This is a genomic window from Allokutzneria oryzae (assembly GCF_042429765.1).
Taxonomy (GTDB): domain Bacteria; phylum Actinomycetota; class Actinomycetes; order Mycobacteriales; family Pseudonocardiaceae; genus Allokutzneria; species Allokutzneria oryzae.
Genome location: NZ_JBHLZU010000027.1, coordinates 417,340 through 429,892 on the forward strand (window position 1 = coordinate 417,340; position 12,553 = coordinate 429,892).

11 protein-coding genes are annotated in these 12,553 nt (G+C 70.4%); 4 read left to right on the top strand and 7 right to left on the bottom strand.

Annotated features, from left to right (window positions below; all coding sequences use genetic code 11):
- Positions 1-34: 34 nt before the first annotated feature.
- Entirely contained in the window at positions 35-2,206 is a 2,172-nt protein-coding gene (gene uvrB, locus ACFFQA_RS32320; protein ID WP_377860539.1) for an excinuclease ABC subunit UvrB, read from the top strand.
- A 153-nt stretch (positions 2,207-2,359) separates the two neighbouring features.
- Here the strand turns inward: uvrB and ACFFQA_RS32325 are convergent, their stop codons facing one another.
- A complete protein-coding gene (locus ACFFQA_RS32325; RefSeq protein WP_377860541.1) occupies positions 2,360-2,740 on the bottom strand; it encodes a VOC family protein in 381 nt (126 codons plus the stop codon).
- 364 nt (positions 2,741-3,104) lie between these two features.
- A complete protein-coding gene (locus tag ACFFQA_RS32330) occupies positions 3,105-3,950 on the bottom strand; it encodes a helix-turn-helix domain-containing protein (protein ID WP_377860543.1) in 846 nt (281 codons plus the stop codon).
- 328 nt (positions 3,951-4,278) lie between these two features.
- Between ACFFQA_RS32330 and ACFFQA_RS32335 the strand changes: the two genes are divergently transcribed.
- Positions 4,279-4,530: a hypothetical protein gene (locus ACFFQA_RS32335; RefSeq protein ID WP_377860545.1), complete on the top strand. Its 252-nt coding sequence runs from the start codon at positions 4,279-4,281 to the stop codon at positions 4,528-4,530.
- Between the two features lie 82 nt (positions 4,531-4,612).
- Here the strand turns inward: ACFFQA_RS32335 and ACFFQA_RS32340 are convergent, their stop codons facing one another.
- The 4 genes from ACFFQA_RS32340 to ACFFQA_RS32355 form a co-directional block, all read right to left on the bottom strand.
- Positions 4,613-5,509 (bottom strand): ABC transporter permease, encoded by an 897-nt coding sequence (locus ACFFQA_RS32340; RefSeq protein ID WP_377860860.1) that lies wholly within the window; start codon positions 5,507-5,509, stop codon positions 4,613-4,615.
- A gap of 20 nt (positions 5,510-5,529) precedes the next feature.
- Entirely contained in the window at positions 5,530-8,409 is a 2,880-nt protein-coding gene (locus ACFFQA_RS32345; RefSeq protein ID WP_377860547.1) for an alpha/beta fold hydrolase, read from the bottom strand.
- A 111-nt stretch (positions 8,410-8,520) separates the two neighbouring features.
- Positions 8,521-8,814 (bottom strand): antibiotic biosynthesis monooxygenase family protein, encoded by a 294-nt coding sequence (locus tag ACFFQA_RS32350; RefSeq protein WP_377860549.1) that lies wholly within the window; start codon positions 8,812-8,814, stop codon positions 8,521-8,523.
- Between the two features lie 66 nt (positions 8,815-8,880).
- Complete coding sequence (locus ACFFQA_RS32355) at positions 8,881-9,174, bottom strand: antibiotic biosynthesis monooxygenase family protein (protein ID WP_377860551.1); 294 nt, start codon at positions 9,172-9,174, stop codon at positions 8,881-8,883.
- Positions 9,175-9,406: 232 nt separating this feature from the next.
- Between ACFFQA_RS32355 and ACFFQA_RS32360 the strand changes: the two genes are divergently transcribed.
- On the top strand, positions 9,407-10,393 hold the full coding sequence (locus tag ACFFQA_RS32360) for a TerC family protein (protein ID WP_377860553.1): 987 nt from the start codon (positions 9,407-9,409) through the stop codon (positions 10,391-10,393).
- 175 nt (positions 10,394-10,568) lie between these two features.
- Here the strand turns inward: ACFFQA_RS32360 and ACFFQA_RS32365 are convergent, their stop codons facing one another.
- Positions 10,569-11,600, bottom strand: a complete 1,032-nt coding sequence (locus ACFFQA_RS32365; protein WP_377860555.1) for an alcohol dehydrogenase catalytic domain-containing protein — start codon at positions 11,598-11,600, stop codon at positions 10,569-10,571.
- Positions 11,601-11,775: 175 nt separating this feature from the next.
- Between ACFFQA_RS32365 and ACFFQA_RS32370 the strand changes: the two genes are divergently transcribed.
- Positions 11,776-12,549 carry an IclR family transcriptional regulator gene (locus ACFFQA_RS32370; protein WP_377860557.1) on the top strand — a complete coding sequence of 258 codons (774 nt, stop codon included), beginning with the start codon at positions 11,776-11,778 and terminating at the stop codon, positions 12,547-12,549.
- Positions 12,550-12,553 lie beyond the last annotated feature (4 nt).

Below are 12,553 nucleotides of genomic sequence, written 5' to 3' on the forward strand. Positions count from 1 at the left end.
GCGATTGTCGGGGGTCCGGCATACCCTCGACGGCGTGGCACAGGAACCGCACTACTACCCCTCGACCGGCCCGATCTCCGAACACCGCCCGGTGGGGGAGATCCCACGCACGTCGGGCCGCTTCGAGGTGGTCAGCGACTACCAGCCCGCGGGTGACCAGCCCGCGGCCATCGACGAGCTCGAACGCCGGATCAGGGCGGGCGAGCCGGACGTCGTGCTGCTCGGCGCCACCGGCACCGGCAAGTCCGCGACCACCGCGTGGCTGGTGGAGCGGCTGCAACGGCCCACCCTGGTGATGGCGCCGAACAAGACCCTGGCCGCCCAGCTGGCCAACGAGCTGCGCGAGCTCTTCCCGAACAACGCGGTCGAGTACTTCGTCAGCTACTACGACTACTACCAACCCGAGGCGTACGTCCCGCAGACCGACACCTACATCGAGAAGGACTCCTCGACCAACGCCGAGGTGGAGCGACTGCGCCACTCCGCGACGATGAGCCTGCTCACCCGGAGGGACACGATCGTCGTCGCCTCGGTGTCCTGCATCTACGGTCTCGGCACGCCGCAGGAGTACCTGGACCGCTCGGTGTCGTTGAAGGTCGGCCAGGAGGTCGAGCGCGAGACGCTGCTGCGCGCCCTGGTCGATGTGCAGTACACCCGCAACGACATCGCCTTCGCGCGCGGCACCTTCCGCGTGCGGGGCGACACGGTCGAGGTGATCCCGGCCTACGAGGAACTGGCCGTGCGCGTGGAGTTCTTCGGCGACGAGATCGAGCGGCTGTACTACCTGCACCCGTTGACCGGTGACGTCGTCAGGGAGGTCGAGGAGCTGCGGATCTTCCCAGCGACCCACTACGTGGCCGGTCCGGAGCGGCTGGAGCGGGCGATCCGGGACATCGAGCAGGAGCTCGAAGCGACGCTGGCGAAGATGGAGAAGCAGGGCAAGCTGCTGGAGGCGCAGCGGCTGCGGATGCGCACCAACTACGACATCGAGATGATGCGCCAGGTCGGCTTCTGCTCGGGCATCGAGAACTACTCGCGGCACATCGACGGCCGTGAGGCGGGCACCGCGCCCGCGACGCTGCTCGACTACTTCCCCGAGGACTTCCTGCTCGTCATCGACGAGTCGCACGTGACGGTGCCGCAGGTCGGCGGCATGTACGAGGGCGACGCCTCCCGCAAGCGGACCCTGGTCGACCACGGGTTCCGGTTGCCGAGCGCGCTGGACAACCGGCCGCTGACCTGGGAGGAGTTCACCGACCGCATCGGTCAGACGGTCTACCTGTCCGCGACGCCGGGTTCGTACGAGATGGGCCAGGCCGGCGGCGAGTTCGTCGAGCAGGTCATCCGGCCCACCGGTCTCGTCGACCCGGAAGTGGTGATCAAGCCGACCGAGGGGCAGATCGACGACCTGGTGCACGAGATCCGCGTCCGCGCGGAGCGCGACGAGCGCGTCCTGGTAACCACGTTGACCAAGAAGATGGCCGAGGACCTCACCGACTACCTGCTGGAGCTGGGCATCCGGGTGCGCTACCTGCACTCCGAGGTGGACACGCTGCGCCGGGTGGAGCTGCTGCGCCAGCTGCGGCTCGGCGAGTACGACGTGCTGATCGGCATCAACCTGCTGCGTGAGGGACTCGACCTGCCCGAGGTCTCCCTGGTGTCCATTTTGGACGCTGACAAGGAGGGCTTCCTGCGTTCGGGAACCAGCCTCATCCAGACCATCGGCCGCGCGGCGCGCAATGTCTCCGGTCAGGTGCACATGTACGCGGACAAGATCACCGACTCGATGCAGTACGCCATCGACGAGACCAACCGGAGGCGGGCGAAGCAGATCGCCTACAACACCGAGCAGGGCATCGACCCGAAGCCGCTGCGGAAGAAGATCGCCGACATCCTCGACGTGGTCTACGCGGAGGCGGAGGACACCGACCAGGTGGCGGTCGGCGGTTCCGGCCGCAACGCCTCACGCGGCAAGAAGCCCGCGGGCGAGCCGGGCAGCGGCGGCCGCACCACCGCGGGCGTGCTCGGCGACCGCGACGTCAAGACGATGGCCAGGGCCGAGCTCGCGGATCTGGTGCAGCAGCTGACCGACCAGATGATGAACGCGGCGCGGGAGCTGCAGTTCGAGCTGGCCGGGCGGCTGCGCGATGAGATCCACGACCTGAAGAAGGAGCTGCGCGGCATGGACGCCGCAGGCGTCAAATAACACTGTCGCAGGCGCCAGGTAGCTCTGCCGCAGGCGCCAGGTAGGCACTGCCGCGGGCGTCCAATGGCACCGCCGCAGGGTCTACGGCGCCGGTGGGGCCGGTCGGTGTCGCGCCGACCGGCCCGGCGGGGCTGTTGAGCGGTCCGCGCCGTGTCAGGCGGCGGCGGGGTCGTGCTGCATCGCGCCGAAGACGTTGCCCTCGGTGTCCTTGATGTAGGCGGTCCAGCCGATGCCGGGCACCGCGGTCTTCGGCACCGCGACCGAGCCGCCGTTGGCGACAGCGGCGTCCACGGTGGCCTGGCAGTCCTCGACCAGCACGGTGAGCACGAAGGAGTTCGCGGTCTGGCCGTCGGCCGGGGCGTCGCCGGTGCGCGGCAGCAGACCGCCGTTGATGGTGGCGTCCTCTCCGGTCTCGATCCCCCAGTACGGCATCTCGCCGAACTGGCTGAACTTCCAGTCGAGCACCGCCGTGTAGAACGCCTGCGCCCGGGCGGGGTCGCCGGCGTGGATCTCGAAGTGGACGGGGGTTGCCATGTCTGTCTCCTCCGTTGGGGAAGTCGGCAGGGAAGCCCAAGATCCTAGACAGGCGGTCGCCGACCATGATCGACCGGTAACCGTCAGGGGTCCGGTGTGGTGTCCCGGCCCGTGGCGATCAGCGTTCAGGTGTCCTTCGACGCGGCGGCTCCGCGGGCGCTCGGCCAGTTCTGAGCCTTGGCGTTGGGGTACGCGGAGGACAGGTTCCCTGTCGGCCGCGACGGCCGGGAGAACTGGGCGCGGTCCGCGCTTGTTCCTCCAGCGAGTTCCCGAAGGCGAGGCGGCGCAGAGGCACGGTGAGCGGTGGGTCGTGCTGCTGGCTCCGGAGGGCGACGAGTTCTGTGTGCAGTGACCCCGCCCGTGCTCAGGACAATTCGCGTGCCACCCGCGCAATGAGCGCTGCGGATTCACCGGTGTCGAGCGCGGCGCCGATCAGCCGGTCGATCGCGCGTTCGTAGGTCTGGATATCGCTGTCGTCCTCCAGGAACAGTTTCGACGTGAGGTGGTCGACGAATATCACCGAGGGCGGCCGGGTGCGCGCGAACATGGAGAAGGAACCCGTCCAGCCCACGTTCGCGCGTCCGGAGTTCGGCACCACGAGCAGGGTTATCCCGCGCCGCGTGGACATCCTCAGCAGGTGGTCGAGCTGCCTGCGCTGCACCGGCACGCCGCCGACGGTGTAGCGCAGCGCCGGCTCCGTGGTGATCGCCAGCAGGGTGGGCGAGCCCTCGTGGCGCAGCCGCGCCCGCCGTCGCTTGCGCGTGGTCACCAGCTGGCGGATCTCCTGGTCGGTGAGCATGTCGCTCTCGGTGAGCAGCGCCCGCGCGTACTCGGTGGTCTGCAGCAGGTCCGGCACGTGGGTGGCCTGGAAGTCCACGATGCCGCACGCCTCGGACTCCAGTTTCAGCAGCGTGCGCAGCCGTTCGTCGTGGTCGGGGTGGTAGGGCTGCCACCAGCCCCTGCGGCCGGTCTCGCGGGCCAGCGCCAGCAGCCTGCCGCGGCGCTCCCCGGTGACGTCGTAGAGGGCCAGCAGGGCGGCGACGTCCTCCAGCCGCGCGTAGCGCTTGCCGGACTCGATCCTGCTGAGCTTGCTGCTGGACGCGTCGATCCGCTCCCCGGCCTCCGCCAGGGTCAGGCCGGCGGCCACGCGCAGCCTGCGCAGCTCCTCGCCCAGTTCCTGCCCGCGCAGCGTCGGATCGGGATCGGTCATGTGTGCCCTCCTGCGTCGTGGACGATTTCGGCGCAATCGTGACGCGGGGCACTGACGAAAAAGGGCGTCGACCGGGGTCCGGTCCGGGGAATCACTCCAACGCGTTATTGATTGCCACGGTGGCAAAAGCGCGACGACGTGGAAGAGGTGGGCGAGGGTGGCTTTCGCACGTTTTCGGGATCCCCCTATTTCCATTATTTCGGCATTTGCTTGGGTGCGTCAATGCGGTGCGGGGGCGTGGGCGGATTCCCGGTCACCCGCGCGGAGCCTCCTGCGGCTGCCGGGGAGGAGTTGACCTTGGGGGAGCCGGGGGTGCCATGCTGGGGGCATGGGTACTCTCGCCTCCGCAGCAGCCCCCGTCACCGCTTCCCTCGCGGCCCCCGCCAACGCCTTCGCCGACCGGTTGATCACCTTCCTGGCGATCACCGTGGCGATCGTGATCGTGCTGGCGATGACCGGTGAGCCGCGTCGCGACGGGGTCAGCCCCGGACGCATCGTCGCCGCCATCGCCTTCCCGCTCCTCGTGATCGCAGCCGCCGTGCTGCTGCCGAGCGGAGCGGTGGGGCTGCTCTGGTTCTAGGGCGGCTCCGCGGTTCGTCCCGCGACCCCGCGAGGCGGCCGGACGACCCGGTGCCGCCACGCGGGGACTCGCGGGTGCGGTGCTAGCTGGTGATGTCCTTGTGAGCGAAGCGCCGCGCGGCCAGCAGCACGAACAGGGTTCCGTAGGCCAGCGAGGCGAACGCGCCGCTGGCCATGTTCGACCAGTCGATGTCCGTGCTCAGCAGGTCCGACCACGCGTACGCGTAGTGCGTCGGCAGGAACTCGCGCAGGGAACCGAGATCGGTGATCTGGTCCAGGATCTGCGACACGATCGACACCAGTGCGGCGCCGCCCACCGCGCTCAGCGGGGCGTCGGTGGACACCGACAGCAGCAGCGCCAGCCCCGCGACCCAGAACAGGTGCACCGCGATGTAGCACAGCGCCAGTGCCAGCGCGACGAGGCCGTCGGCGAGCGGAACCGACTCCCCGGTCGGGGTCACCATGTCCCCCGCGCCGTACCAGATCAGCCCGACCAGCAACGACATCGCGGGCAGGACGAGCAGGCCCAGCGCGGACAGCAGCCCCGAGACCAGCGCCTTCTGCCGCAGCAACCGGCCTCGGGGCACCGGGATCGCCAGCAGGTACTTCAGGCTCGACCAGGACGCCTCGCTGGCCACGGTGTCGCCGAAGAACAACGCCACGACCACCACCAGCAGGAAGTTCGCCGAGGCGAACAGCGCGAAGGTGACGAAGTTCTGCCCGCTCGCCGTAGCGAGGTCCACGAGGCCGCCCTGCCGCCGCGCGTTGCCGCTGGCCCCCAGCTCGAAGGCCAGCAGCAGCACCACCGGCAGCACCGCGAGCAGGCCCAGCGTCACCTGGGTGCGCCGCCTGCCGAACTGCCGGGCCAGCTCGACCCGCAACGGCAACGTGCGCCGCTTCCGGTAACCGGCGGTCGCGCCGTCCGCGCGTGCCTCGGGCCTGCGCGCCGGAGCGGGCTCCGCGGGCTCCTCGGCCACGATCCGTTCGCTGACCTGCTCGCTCACTGCACCGACTCCTCACCGACCAGCTGAAGGAAGGCGTCTTCAAGCCGCCGCCGCGGCCCCGCCTGCTCCACCGCGACATCCGCCCGCACCAGCGCCGCGACCGCGACCGCGCGGGGCAGCCCGCCCAGCTCCGCCGAGACCACGTCGCCCTCCGCGGTCACCGAGGTCACGCCCTCCAGCGCACGCAGCGCGTTCACCGCGGTGCTCGGCCGGTCCACCCGGAAGGAGGCCGCGCCGCCACCCGCGACGATCTCGGCGACCTCACCGGCGGCGACCAGCCTGCCCCGGTGCATCACCACGACGTGGCTGCACGTCTGCTCGACCTCGGCCAGCAGGTGGCTGGAGACCACCACGGTCCGGCCGGTCGCCGCGTAGCGCCGCAGCACGTCGCGCATCTGGTGGATCTGCGGCGGGTCCAGCCCGTTGGCGGGCTCGTCGAGCACCAGCAGGTCCGGCAGCCCCAGCATGGCCTGGGCGATGGCCAGCCGCTGCCGCATGCCCTGGCTGTACGTGCCGACCCGGCGCCGCACCGCCTTGCCGAGCCCGGCGATCTCCAGTGCCTCGTCGAAACGCGCCTCCTCGGCGGGCCTGCCGGTCGCCGCCCAGTACAGCCGCAGGTTCGCGGTGCCGGACAGGTGCGGCAGGAAGCCCGAGCCCTCCACGAAGGACCCGATCCGCGACAGCACCGGAGCCCCGCTCCGGACCCGGTGGCCGAAGACCCTGATCTCCCCGTCGGTCGGCTGGACCAGGCCCATCAGCATGCGCAGCGTGGTGGTCTTGCCCGCGCCGTTGGGGCCGAGCAGCCCGAGCACCTGGCCGCGCGCCACGGTGAAGGACAGCCCGTCCACCGCGGTGAGCCCGCCCTTGTACTCCTTGCGCAGCCCGCTGATCACCAGCGGAGTGTCCACAAGGGACTCATCGACGTCGTCGGCGTGCCGCCTGCGCAAGCGCGCGACGATGGCGGCGACCACGGCCACCGCCAGCACCCCGCCGATGCCCAGCAGCGCGCCGGTGGGCACCGGGCTGGTGCTGCGCGAGCCCGGCACCACCGGAACCGACAACGTGGGCTCGGCGAGCTCCACCAGGTGCGTCGCGGGTTCGCTCGCGCCCGCGAAGGACTGGTCGGTGGTGGCGAAGACGACCTGCAACCGGTGTCCCGCCTCGACCGGCCGGACCACACCGGGCAGCGCGACGGTCACCTCGACCGGTGACCCGTCGAGCGCCAGGCCGGTCACCCGCACCGGCGCGACGGCGCCACCGGCCAGGGTTCGCCGCCCGTCCGGGCCGACGTCGTAGAGCTTGCCGAACAGCACCGCCTCGCCGTTGCCCGGCTGCCCCGGCACCGAGCGCACCTTCAGCCGCACGCTCGCCGAGCCCGCGAGGAGCACCTGCTGCTCCAGCGGCTGCGTCGCGAAGCTCGCCGACTGGCCGGGGATGTCGATGGCCAGCCCGGTGCCCAGCGCGGAGGAGCCGCCACCGATCCGCCCGGACAGGCCGGGGAAGCCGCTCACCGCCGCCGGGTTGCCCCCGGCCGGGTTGATCACCGGCTGCGCCGGGCCGGTCAGCGCGAACCGCTCCCGCTGCACCGCGTTCTGCCCGTGCAGGCCGGGGTAGCCGGGGGCGACCACCTCGCGCACGGACGCCGTGCCGTTGCTGCGGAACGCGCCCTGGACGGCGTAGGAGAAGCCGGTGCCCGGGTCCTCGCCCGTGCCCGCGAGGTGGAAGGAGAACCAGTCGGCGATCTGCCCGCGCAGCAGCGGGCCCGGCGAGCCGCCGTCGTGGCCGCCCGCGTACCAGATGGTCTTGACCTTGCCGCCCGCCCCGGCGATCTGCCTGGCGTTGGCGTCGGACTGGTCGAGCCCGAAGAGCGTGTCCCGCTCGCCCTGCACGATCAGCGAGGGCACCTTGATCCGGTCGGCGACGCTGACCGGCGACGACCGCCGCAGCAGGTCGATGGTCTGCTGGCTGGCCCGGCCCGTGGTGGCCACCTCGGTGTAGGCGGCGCAGACCTCCGGCAGGAACCGGCCGCACGTCGCGGGCCCCTGGCCGGGCGCGCCGAAGCCGGGCACCCCGCGCTCGCTCCCCGGTGGCGTGGCCAGGGAGGTGTCCGCCCCCGTCGGCCTGCTCTGGTCGGGCACGCCGGGCTCCGGTGCCTCGGGGCCACCGCCGTCGCCGGAGGTGCTCGCGGGGCCCAGACCCGAGGAGAAGAACATGCCGGCCCAGGCGCGCTTGAACACGCCGTTGCCCCCGGAGCCGCCGCCTGCCGGGGTCGCGGCGGCCGCGCCGTCCTGGCTCGCGGCGTTGGGCAGCAGCGCCTGGGAGAGGTCGTTCCAGGTGATCACCGGGGCGATCGCGTCCACCCGCCGGTCAACCCCGGCCAGCATCAGCGACAGCGCACCGCCGTAGGAGCCGCCGGTGACCCCGACCTTCGGGTCGCCCGGCGCATCGAGCGCCACCTCCGGCTGCCGGGAGAGCCAGCTGACCAGCTGCTCGGCGTCGGCGACCTCGTAGTCCCTGGAGTTCAGCGCGATCTGGCCGGTGGACCGGCCGAAACCCCGCGCGGAGTAGGCGAGGACCACGAAGCCCCTGCGGGCCAGCTCGGTGGCCTCGGTGGTCACGGAGTTCTTGTTGCCGCCGAACCCGTGGGCGACGACCACCGCGGGGGCCGGGGTGGTCTCGGGGAGGTACAGCGTGGCGTCGATCTGGACCTGTTCCGTCCGTTGTGGACCGTCGACGACGTCGAGCAGCACGGCACGGGTGGCGATGGGCGGGGGCGTCGCCGGGGTGTTCGACCACAGGACGACCCCGGCGCAGACCAGGAGCACGACGAGGGCGAGCAGGGTCAACGCCCGGTTTCGGGAGCGCAGCGCGGGCACGGACGCGACGTTATGCGAACTCCGGTGAACGGGGCGTCACGGACCGTGGAATTGATATGGGTCCGGGACCAACGCACCGTGCCGTTCACGGCACGCACAGTGCGCTCGCGGTCAGTCCCGCAGGTCAACGGTGTGTTCGACGCACGGCGGTTCGGCGAAGTATTCGCAGACGCCCGCGCGCCAGGACAGGAAACCGTCCGAGCCGTAGAAGCCTTCGATGTGAGATTCGAGTGAGACCCACTCGGACAACAGCAGAAAACGGTTCGGCGACTCGATGCCGCGAACGAGTCGCAACGCCCGGCAGCCAGGCGAGTCGGCGATATACCTGGACGCCTCGCGATAGGCGGCGATGAACGCGTCTTCGTCGCCGGGACGGATGGTGATCTCAGCGATCGTGACGATCACGCACGGATCGTCGCACGGTCGTGACCGAAGTCCCACCATGACTTTTGTCAGGGGGCGGCCCGTGGCTCACCCGCCGGCGGGGACGAAGTGCTCCACGCGGGGTGCCCCGTCCAGGAACGGGGCGATCCCGTCCCTCCAACGAGTGAAAGCGGGCGAGGAGCGGAAGTCCTCGGTGTGCGCGGCGAGGCTGTCCCACTCCACGAACAGCACGAACCGGCTCGGATTCTCAACGCCCCTGGTCAAGCGAGCGGAGCGGCATCCGGGGCTACCGAGCAGGTGCTCGACCGCGCCGCGGTGGGCGGCTTCGAACTCCTCCTCCTGTCCCGGTTGGACAAGGATCTCGGCGACTTCCAGGATCATGGCAACGCATCGTCCCAGCCGGAGTGGGGAACGGCAGCGTGTGTCCGCTCACCCCGGCTGGTGCCGAGGTGGTCCGGCATGAGAATCTTGCTCCGTTGTTGGAGGGGAGTATTCCTTCGCGACGGCATCGTCATCACGGAGGCACTTCCGCTCCCGGTGCCGTCGGTCGGCTGGACAGCCGGCGGAAGAGACCTCCGGTCAATGGCGCATGCCTGTGAACCGGAGGTGAATGGTGAACGTCCCCGTCTGGCTGTGGATCGCGACGATCGTCGGTCTGCTGGCGCTGATCGCGATCGATCTGGTGATCGTCGATCGAAAGCCGCACGAGGTGACGATCGGCGAAGCGTCCAGATGGGTGGTCTTCTACGTCGCCATCGCCGTTCTCTTCGGGCTCGGAATCTGGTTCTTTTCCGGATGGCAGTTCGCGGGTGAGTTCTTCGCCGGCTATATCACCGAGTACTCGCTGTCGATCGACAATCTCTTCATCTTCGTCATCATCATGTCGACCTTCTCGGTGCCCGCGATCCACCAGCACAAGGTGCTGCTGATCGGCATCCTGATGGCGCTGGTGATGCGCGGCATCTTCATCGCGCTCGGCGCCCAGCTCATCGAGCGCTTCACCTGGGTCTTCTTCATCTTCGGCGCGTTCCTGATCTACACCGGCTGGAAGCTGGCCTTCAGCGGGCACGACGACGAGGAGTTCAAGGAGAACGCGCTGCTGCGCACGGTGCGCAAGGTCCTCCCGGTCACCAAGGACTACCACGATGCCAAGTCCTTCGTGCGCATCGACGGCAAGCGCTGGGTCACCCCGATGTTCGTGGTGATGGTGGCCATCGGCTCCACCGACCTGCTCTTCGCACTCGACTCGATCCCGGCGATCTTCGGTCTCACCCAGGAGACCTATCTGGTCTTCACCGCCAACGCCTTCGCGCTGATGGGCCTGCGGCAGCTGTACTTCCTCATCGGCGGGCTGCTCAACAAGCTCGTCTACCTCTCCATCGGCCTCTCGGTGATCCTCGGCTTCATCGGCGTGAAGCTGATCCTGGAGGCGCTGGCCAAGAACAGCCTGCCGTTCATCAACGGCGGCGAGCCGCTGGACGTGCCGCACATCGGCATCGAGCTCTCGCTGTCGGTCATCGTCGGGGTCCTGCTGATCACCACGATCGCCAGCCTGATCAAGGTCCGCAGGGACCCGGCCGCGGTCAAGCAGCTCGACTAGGCGCGTGCGTGCCCCTCATTTCGCGTTTTGTAGCCTTAACGCGAAATGGGAGCGCTCTTTTGCGCAATTAGGTGACAAAACGCGAAAACCCGACCACGCCAGCTGGTCCACGTGTGCACGGGTGAGCGGAAAGGGCCGGTGCGGACGAGGTGTCCGCACCGGCCCTTTCTCGTGCTCAGGCGGCGTTGGGCTGGACGACGACCTTCAGCTGGGTGCGGTCGGTGAGTGCCGTCTCGATCGCCTCTCCGGTGTGCGCCAGGGAGAACCGCGCCGTGACCAGCCCGGACAGCCGGACCCGGCCGGTGCCCGACCAGCCGATCGCGCTGCGGAAGGCCGCGGGCCCGTAGCGGAAGCAACCGACCAGGTCGACCTCCCACCGCTGCACGTACCCCAGCGGCGCCACGGACCGGCGTTGCGGGACGCCGACGAGCGCGATCACCCCGCCGGGCTTGAGGGTCTCCACGGCCTCCAGGGCGGACGGGGCGCCGGAGCACTCCAGCATGCGGTCGAAGCCCGTGCGCGGGAGCTCGTCGGTGCTCAGGTCCACCACCGGGCCCGGGTGCAGGCGGCGGGCCAGCTCCAGGCGGTGCGGGTGCACGTCGGCGACGGTCACCTCGACCGCGCCCGCGGCCAGCGCCGCTTTCGCGGTGAGCAGGCCGATCGGGCCGGCCCCGGTCACCAGGACCCGGTGTCCCGTCGCCACCCGCGCGCGGTGCACCGCCCAGCACCCCACCGCGAGCGGCTCGATCAGCACGCCCTCCTCGGGGTTGAGCCGTTCTGGCAGGGGGTGGGCGAGGCGGTGCTCGATCACCACGTGCTCGCGCAGGGCGCCGTTGGTCGGCGGCGAGCCGAGGCAGGTGCCGCTCGGGCAGAGGTTGGAGCGGCCGCCCCGGCAGATCACGCACACCCCGCACGAGGTCGCCGGTTCGAGCGCCACCTGGCGGCCCAGCAGCTTCGGGGGAGTGCCGTCGCCGACCCCCACGACGATGCCCGAGGCCTCGTGGCCCAGCACCGTCGGAGTGTCCAGGACGGTGGGGCCGTTGTGCCCGTCGACGTAGTAGTGCAGATCCGAGCCGCACAGGCCGACCCGCTCGATCTGGACGAGGACCTGGCCAGGACCGGGGCGTGGCCGGTCCACCTCCTCCAGCCGGACATCGCGCGGACCGTGCAGCACGGCGGCGAACTCGCGCTCGGTGAACTGGGTCATCCGGCACCTCCCCGCGGCAGCTGATCCCACTTCAGTGATCGACCGCTGTCCGACTCGTCCTGATCGGCCGACTGGGGACAGTCCGGGGGAATATGCCCGAATTGTTCCACGTTGTGGAACGAAGTCCTCGCTGCTTGAATTGTCTGTCGCACACCAGCGCGGCGAGGAGTTGGTCATGGCAGCGGAGACCGGGGGCAACGGTCGTTCGTCGTCCGCCGGGAACGCCGTGGAGAAGGCGTTGAGCGTGCTGGAGGCCGTGTCCGCCCCGGGCGGTCCGCACCGGCTCGCCGTCATCGCCGCGACGGCCGGGGTGCCCAAGCCCAGCGCGCACCGCATCCTCGGCACCTTCGCCGAGCGCGGCTTCGTGCACAGTCACGGCGGTGGGCGGTACGCACCGGGGCCGCGGCTGCGCGCGATGGCTGCCCAGGTCGCCGGGGACGACGACCGCGGGGTCGAACAGGTGCTCGCCGAGTTGCAGCGTCAAGTCGGCCATACGGTGCACCTGGCACTGCGCGCGGGAGACCGGGCGGTCTACACCCACAAGGTCGAAGCTGATCAACCGTTCCGGATGTCCTCCCGAGTGGGCATGTGGCTGCCGCTGCACAGCACGGCGATCGGCAAGTGCGTGCTGGCGCACCTCGGACAGGAGGAGCTCGACGAGGTCCTCGGCCATGGCGAGCTGACCGCGCGGACCCCCGCCACGATCACCGAGCGCGACCGGCTCGACACCGAGCTCGCCGAGGTCCGGCGGCGTGGCTACGCCGTGGACGACGAGGAGAACGAGCCCACGATCCGCTGCGTCGCCGCGCCGTTGCTGGACCCCTCGGGCCGCCCGGTCGGCGGGGTCAGCGTGTCCACGGTCGCCTTCCTGGTGACCCGTGAGCAGATCGAGTCCTTCGCCCCCGTGGTACGCCATGCGGCCCAGTCGCTGGCCACGCTGCTGCTGTAGAGAG

Excerpts from the sequence above, each read along its gene's own strand:
- ACFFQA_RS32325 (WP_377860541.1), bottom strand. The coding sequence starts at position 2,740 with ATGGCAACCCCCGTCCACTTCGAGATCCACGCCGGCGACCCCGCCCGG.
- ACFFQA_RS32330 (WP_377860543.1), bottom strand. The coding sequence starts at position 3,950 with ATGACCGATCCCGATCCGACGCTGCGCGGGCAGGAACTGGGCGAGGAG.
- ACFFQA_RS32335 (WP_377860545.1), top strand. The coding sequence starts at position 4,279 with ATGGGTACTCTCGCCTCCGCAGCAGCCCCCGTCACCGCTTCCCTCGCG.
- ACFFQA_RS32355 (WP_377860551.1), bottom strand. The coding sequence starts at position 9,174 with ATGATCCTGGAAGTCGCCGAGATCCTTGTCCAACCGGGACAGGAGGAG.
- ACFFQA_RS32365 (WP_377860555.1), bottom strand. The coding sequence starts at position 11,600 with ATGACCCAGTTCACCGAGCGCGAGTTCGCCGCCGTGCTGCACGGTCCG.
- ACFFQA_RS32370 (WP_377860557.1), top strand. The coding sequence starts at position 11,776 with ATGGCAGCGGAGACCGGGGGCAACGGTCGTTCGTCGTCCGCCGGGAAC.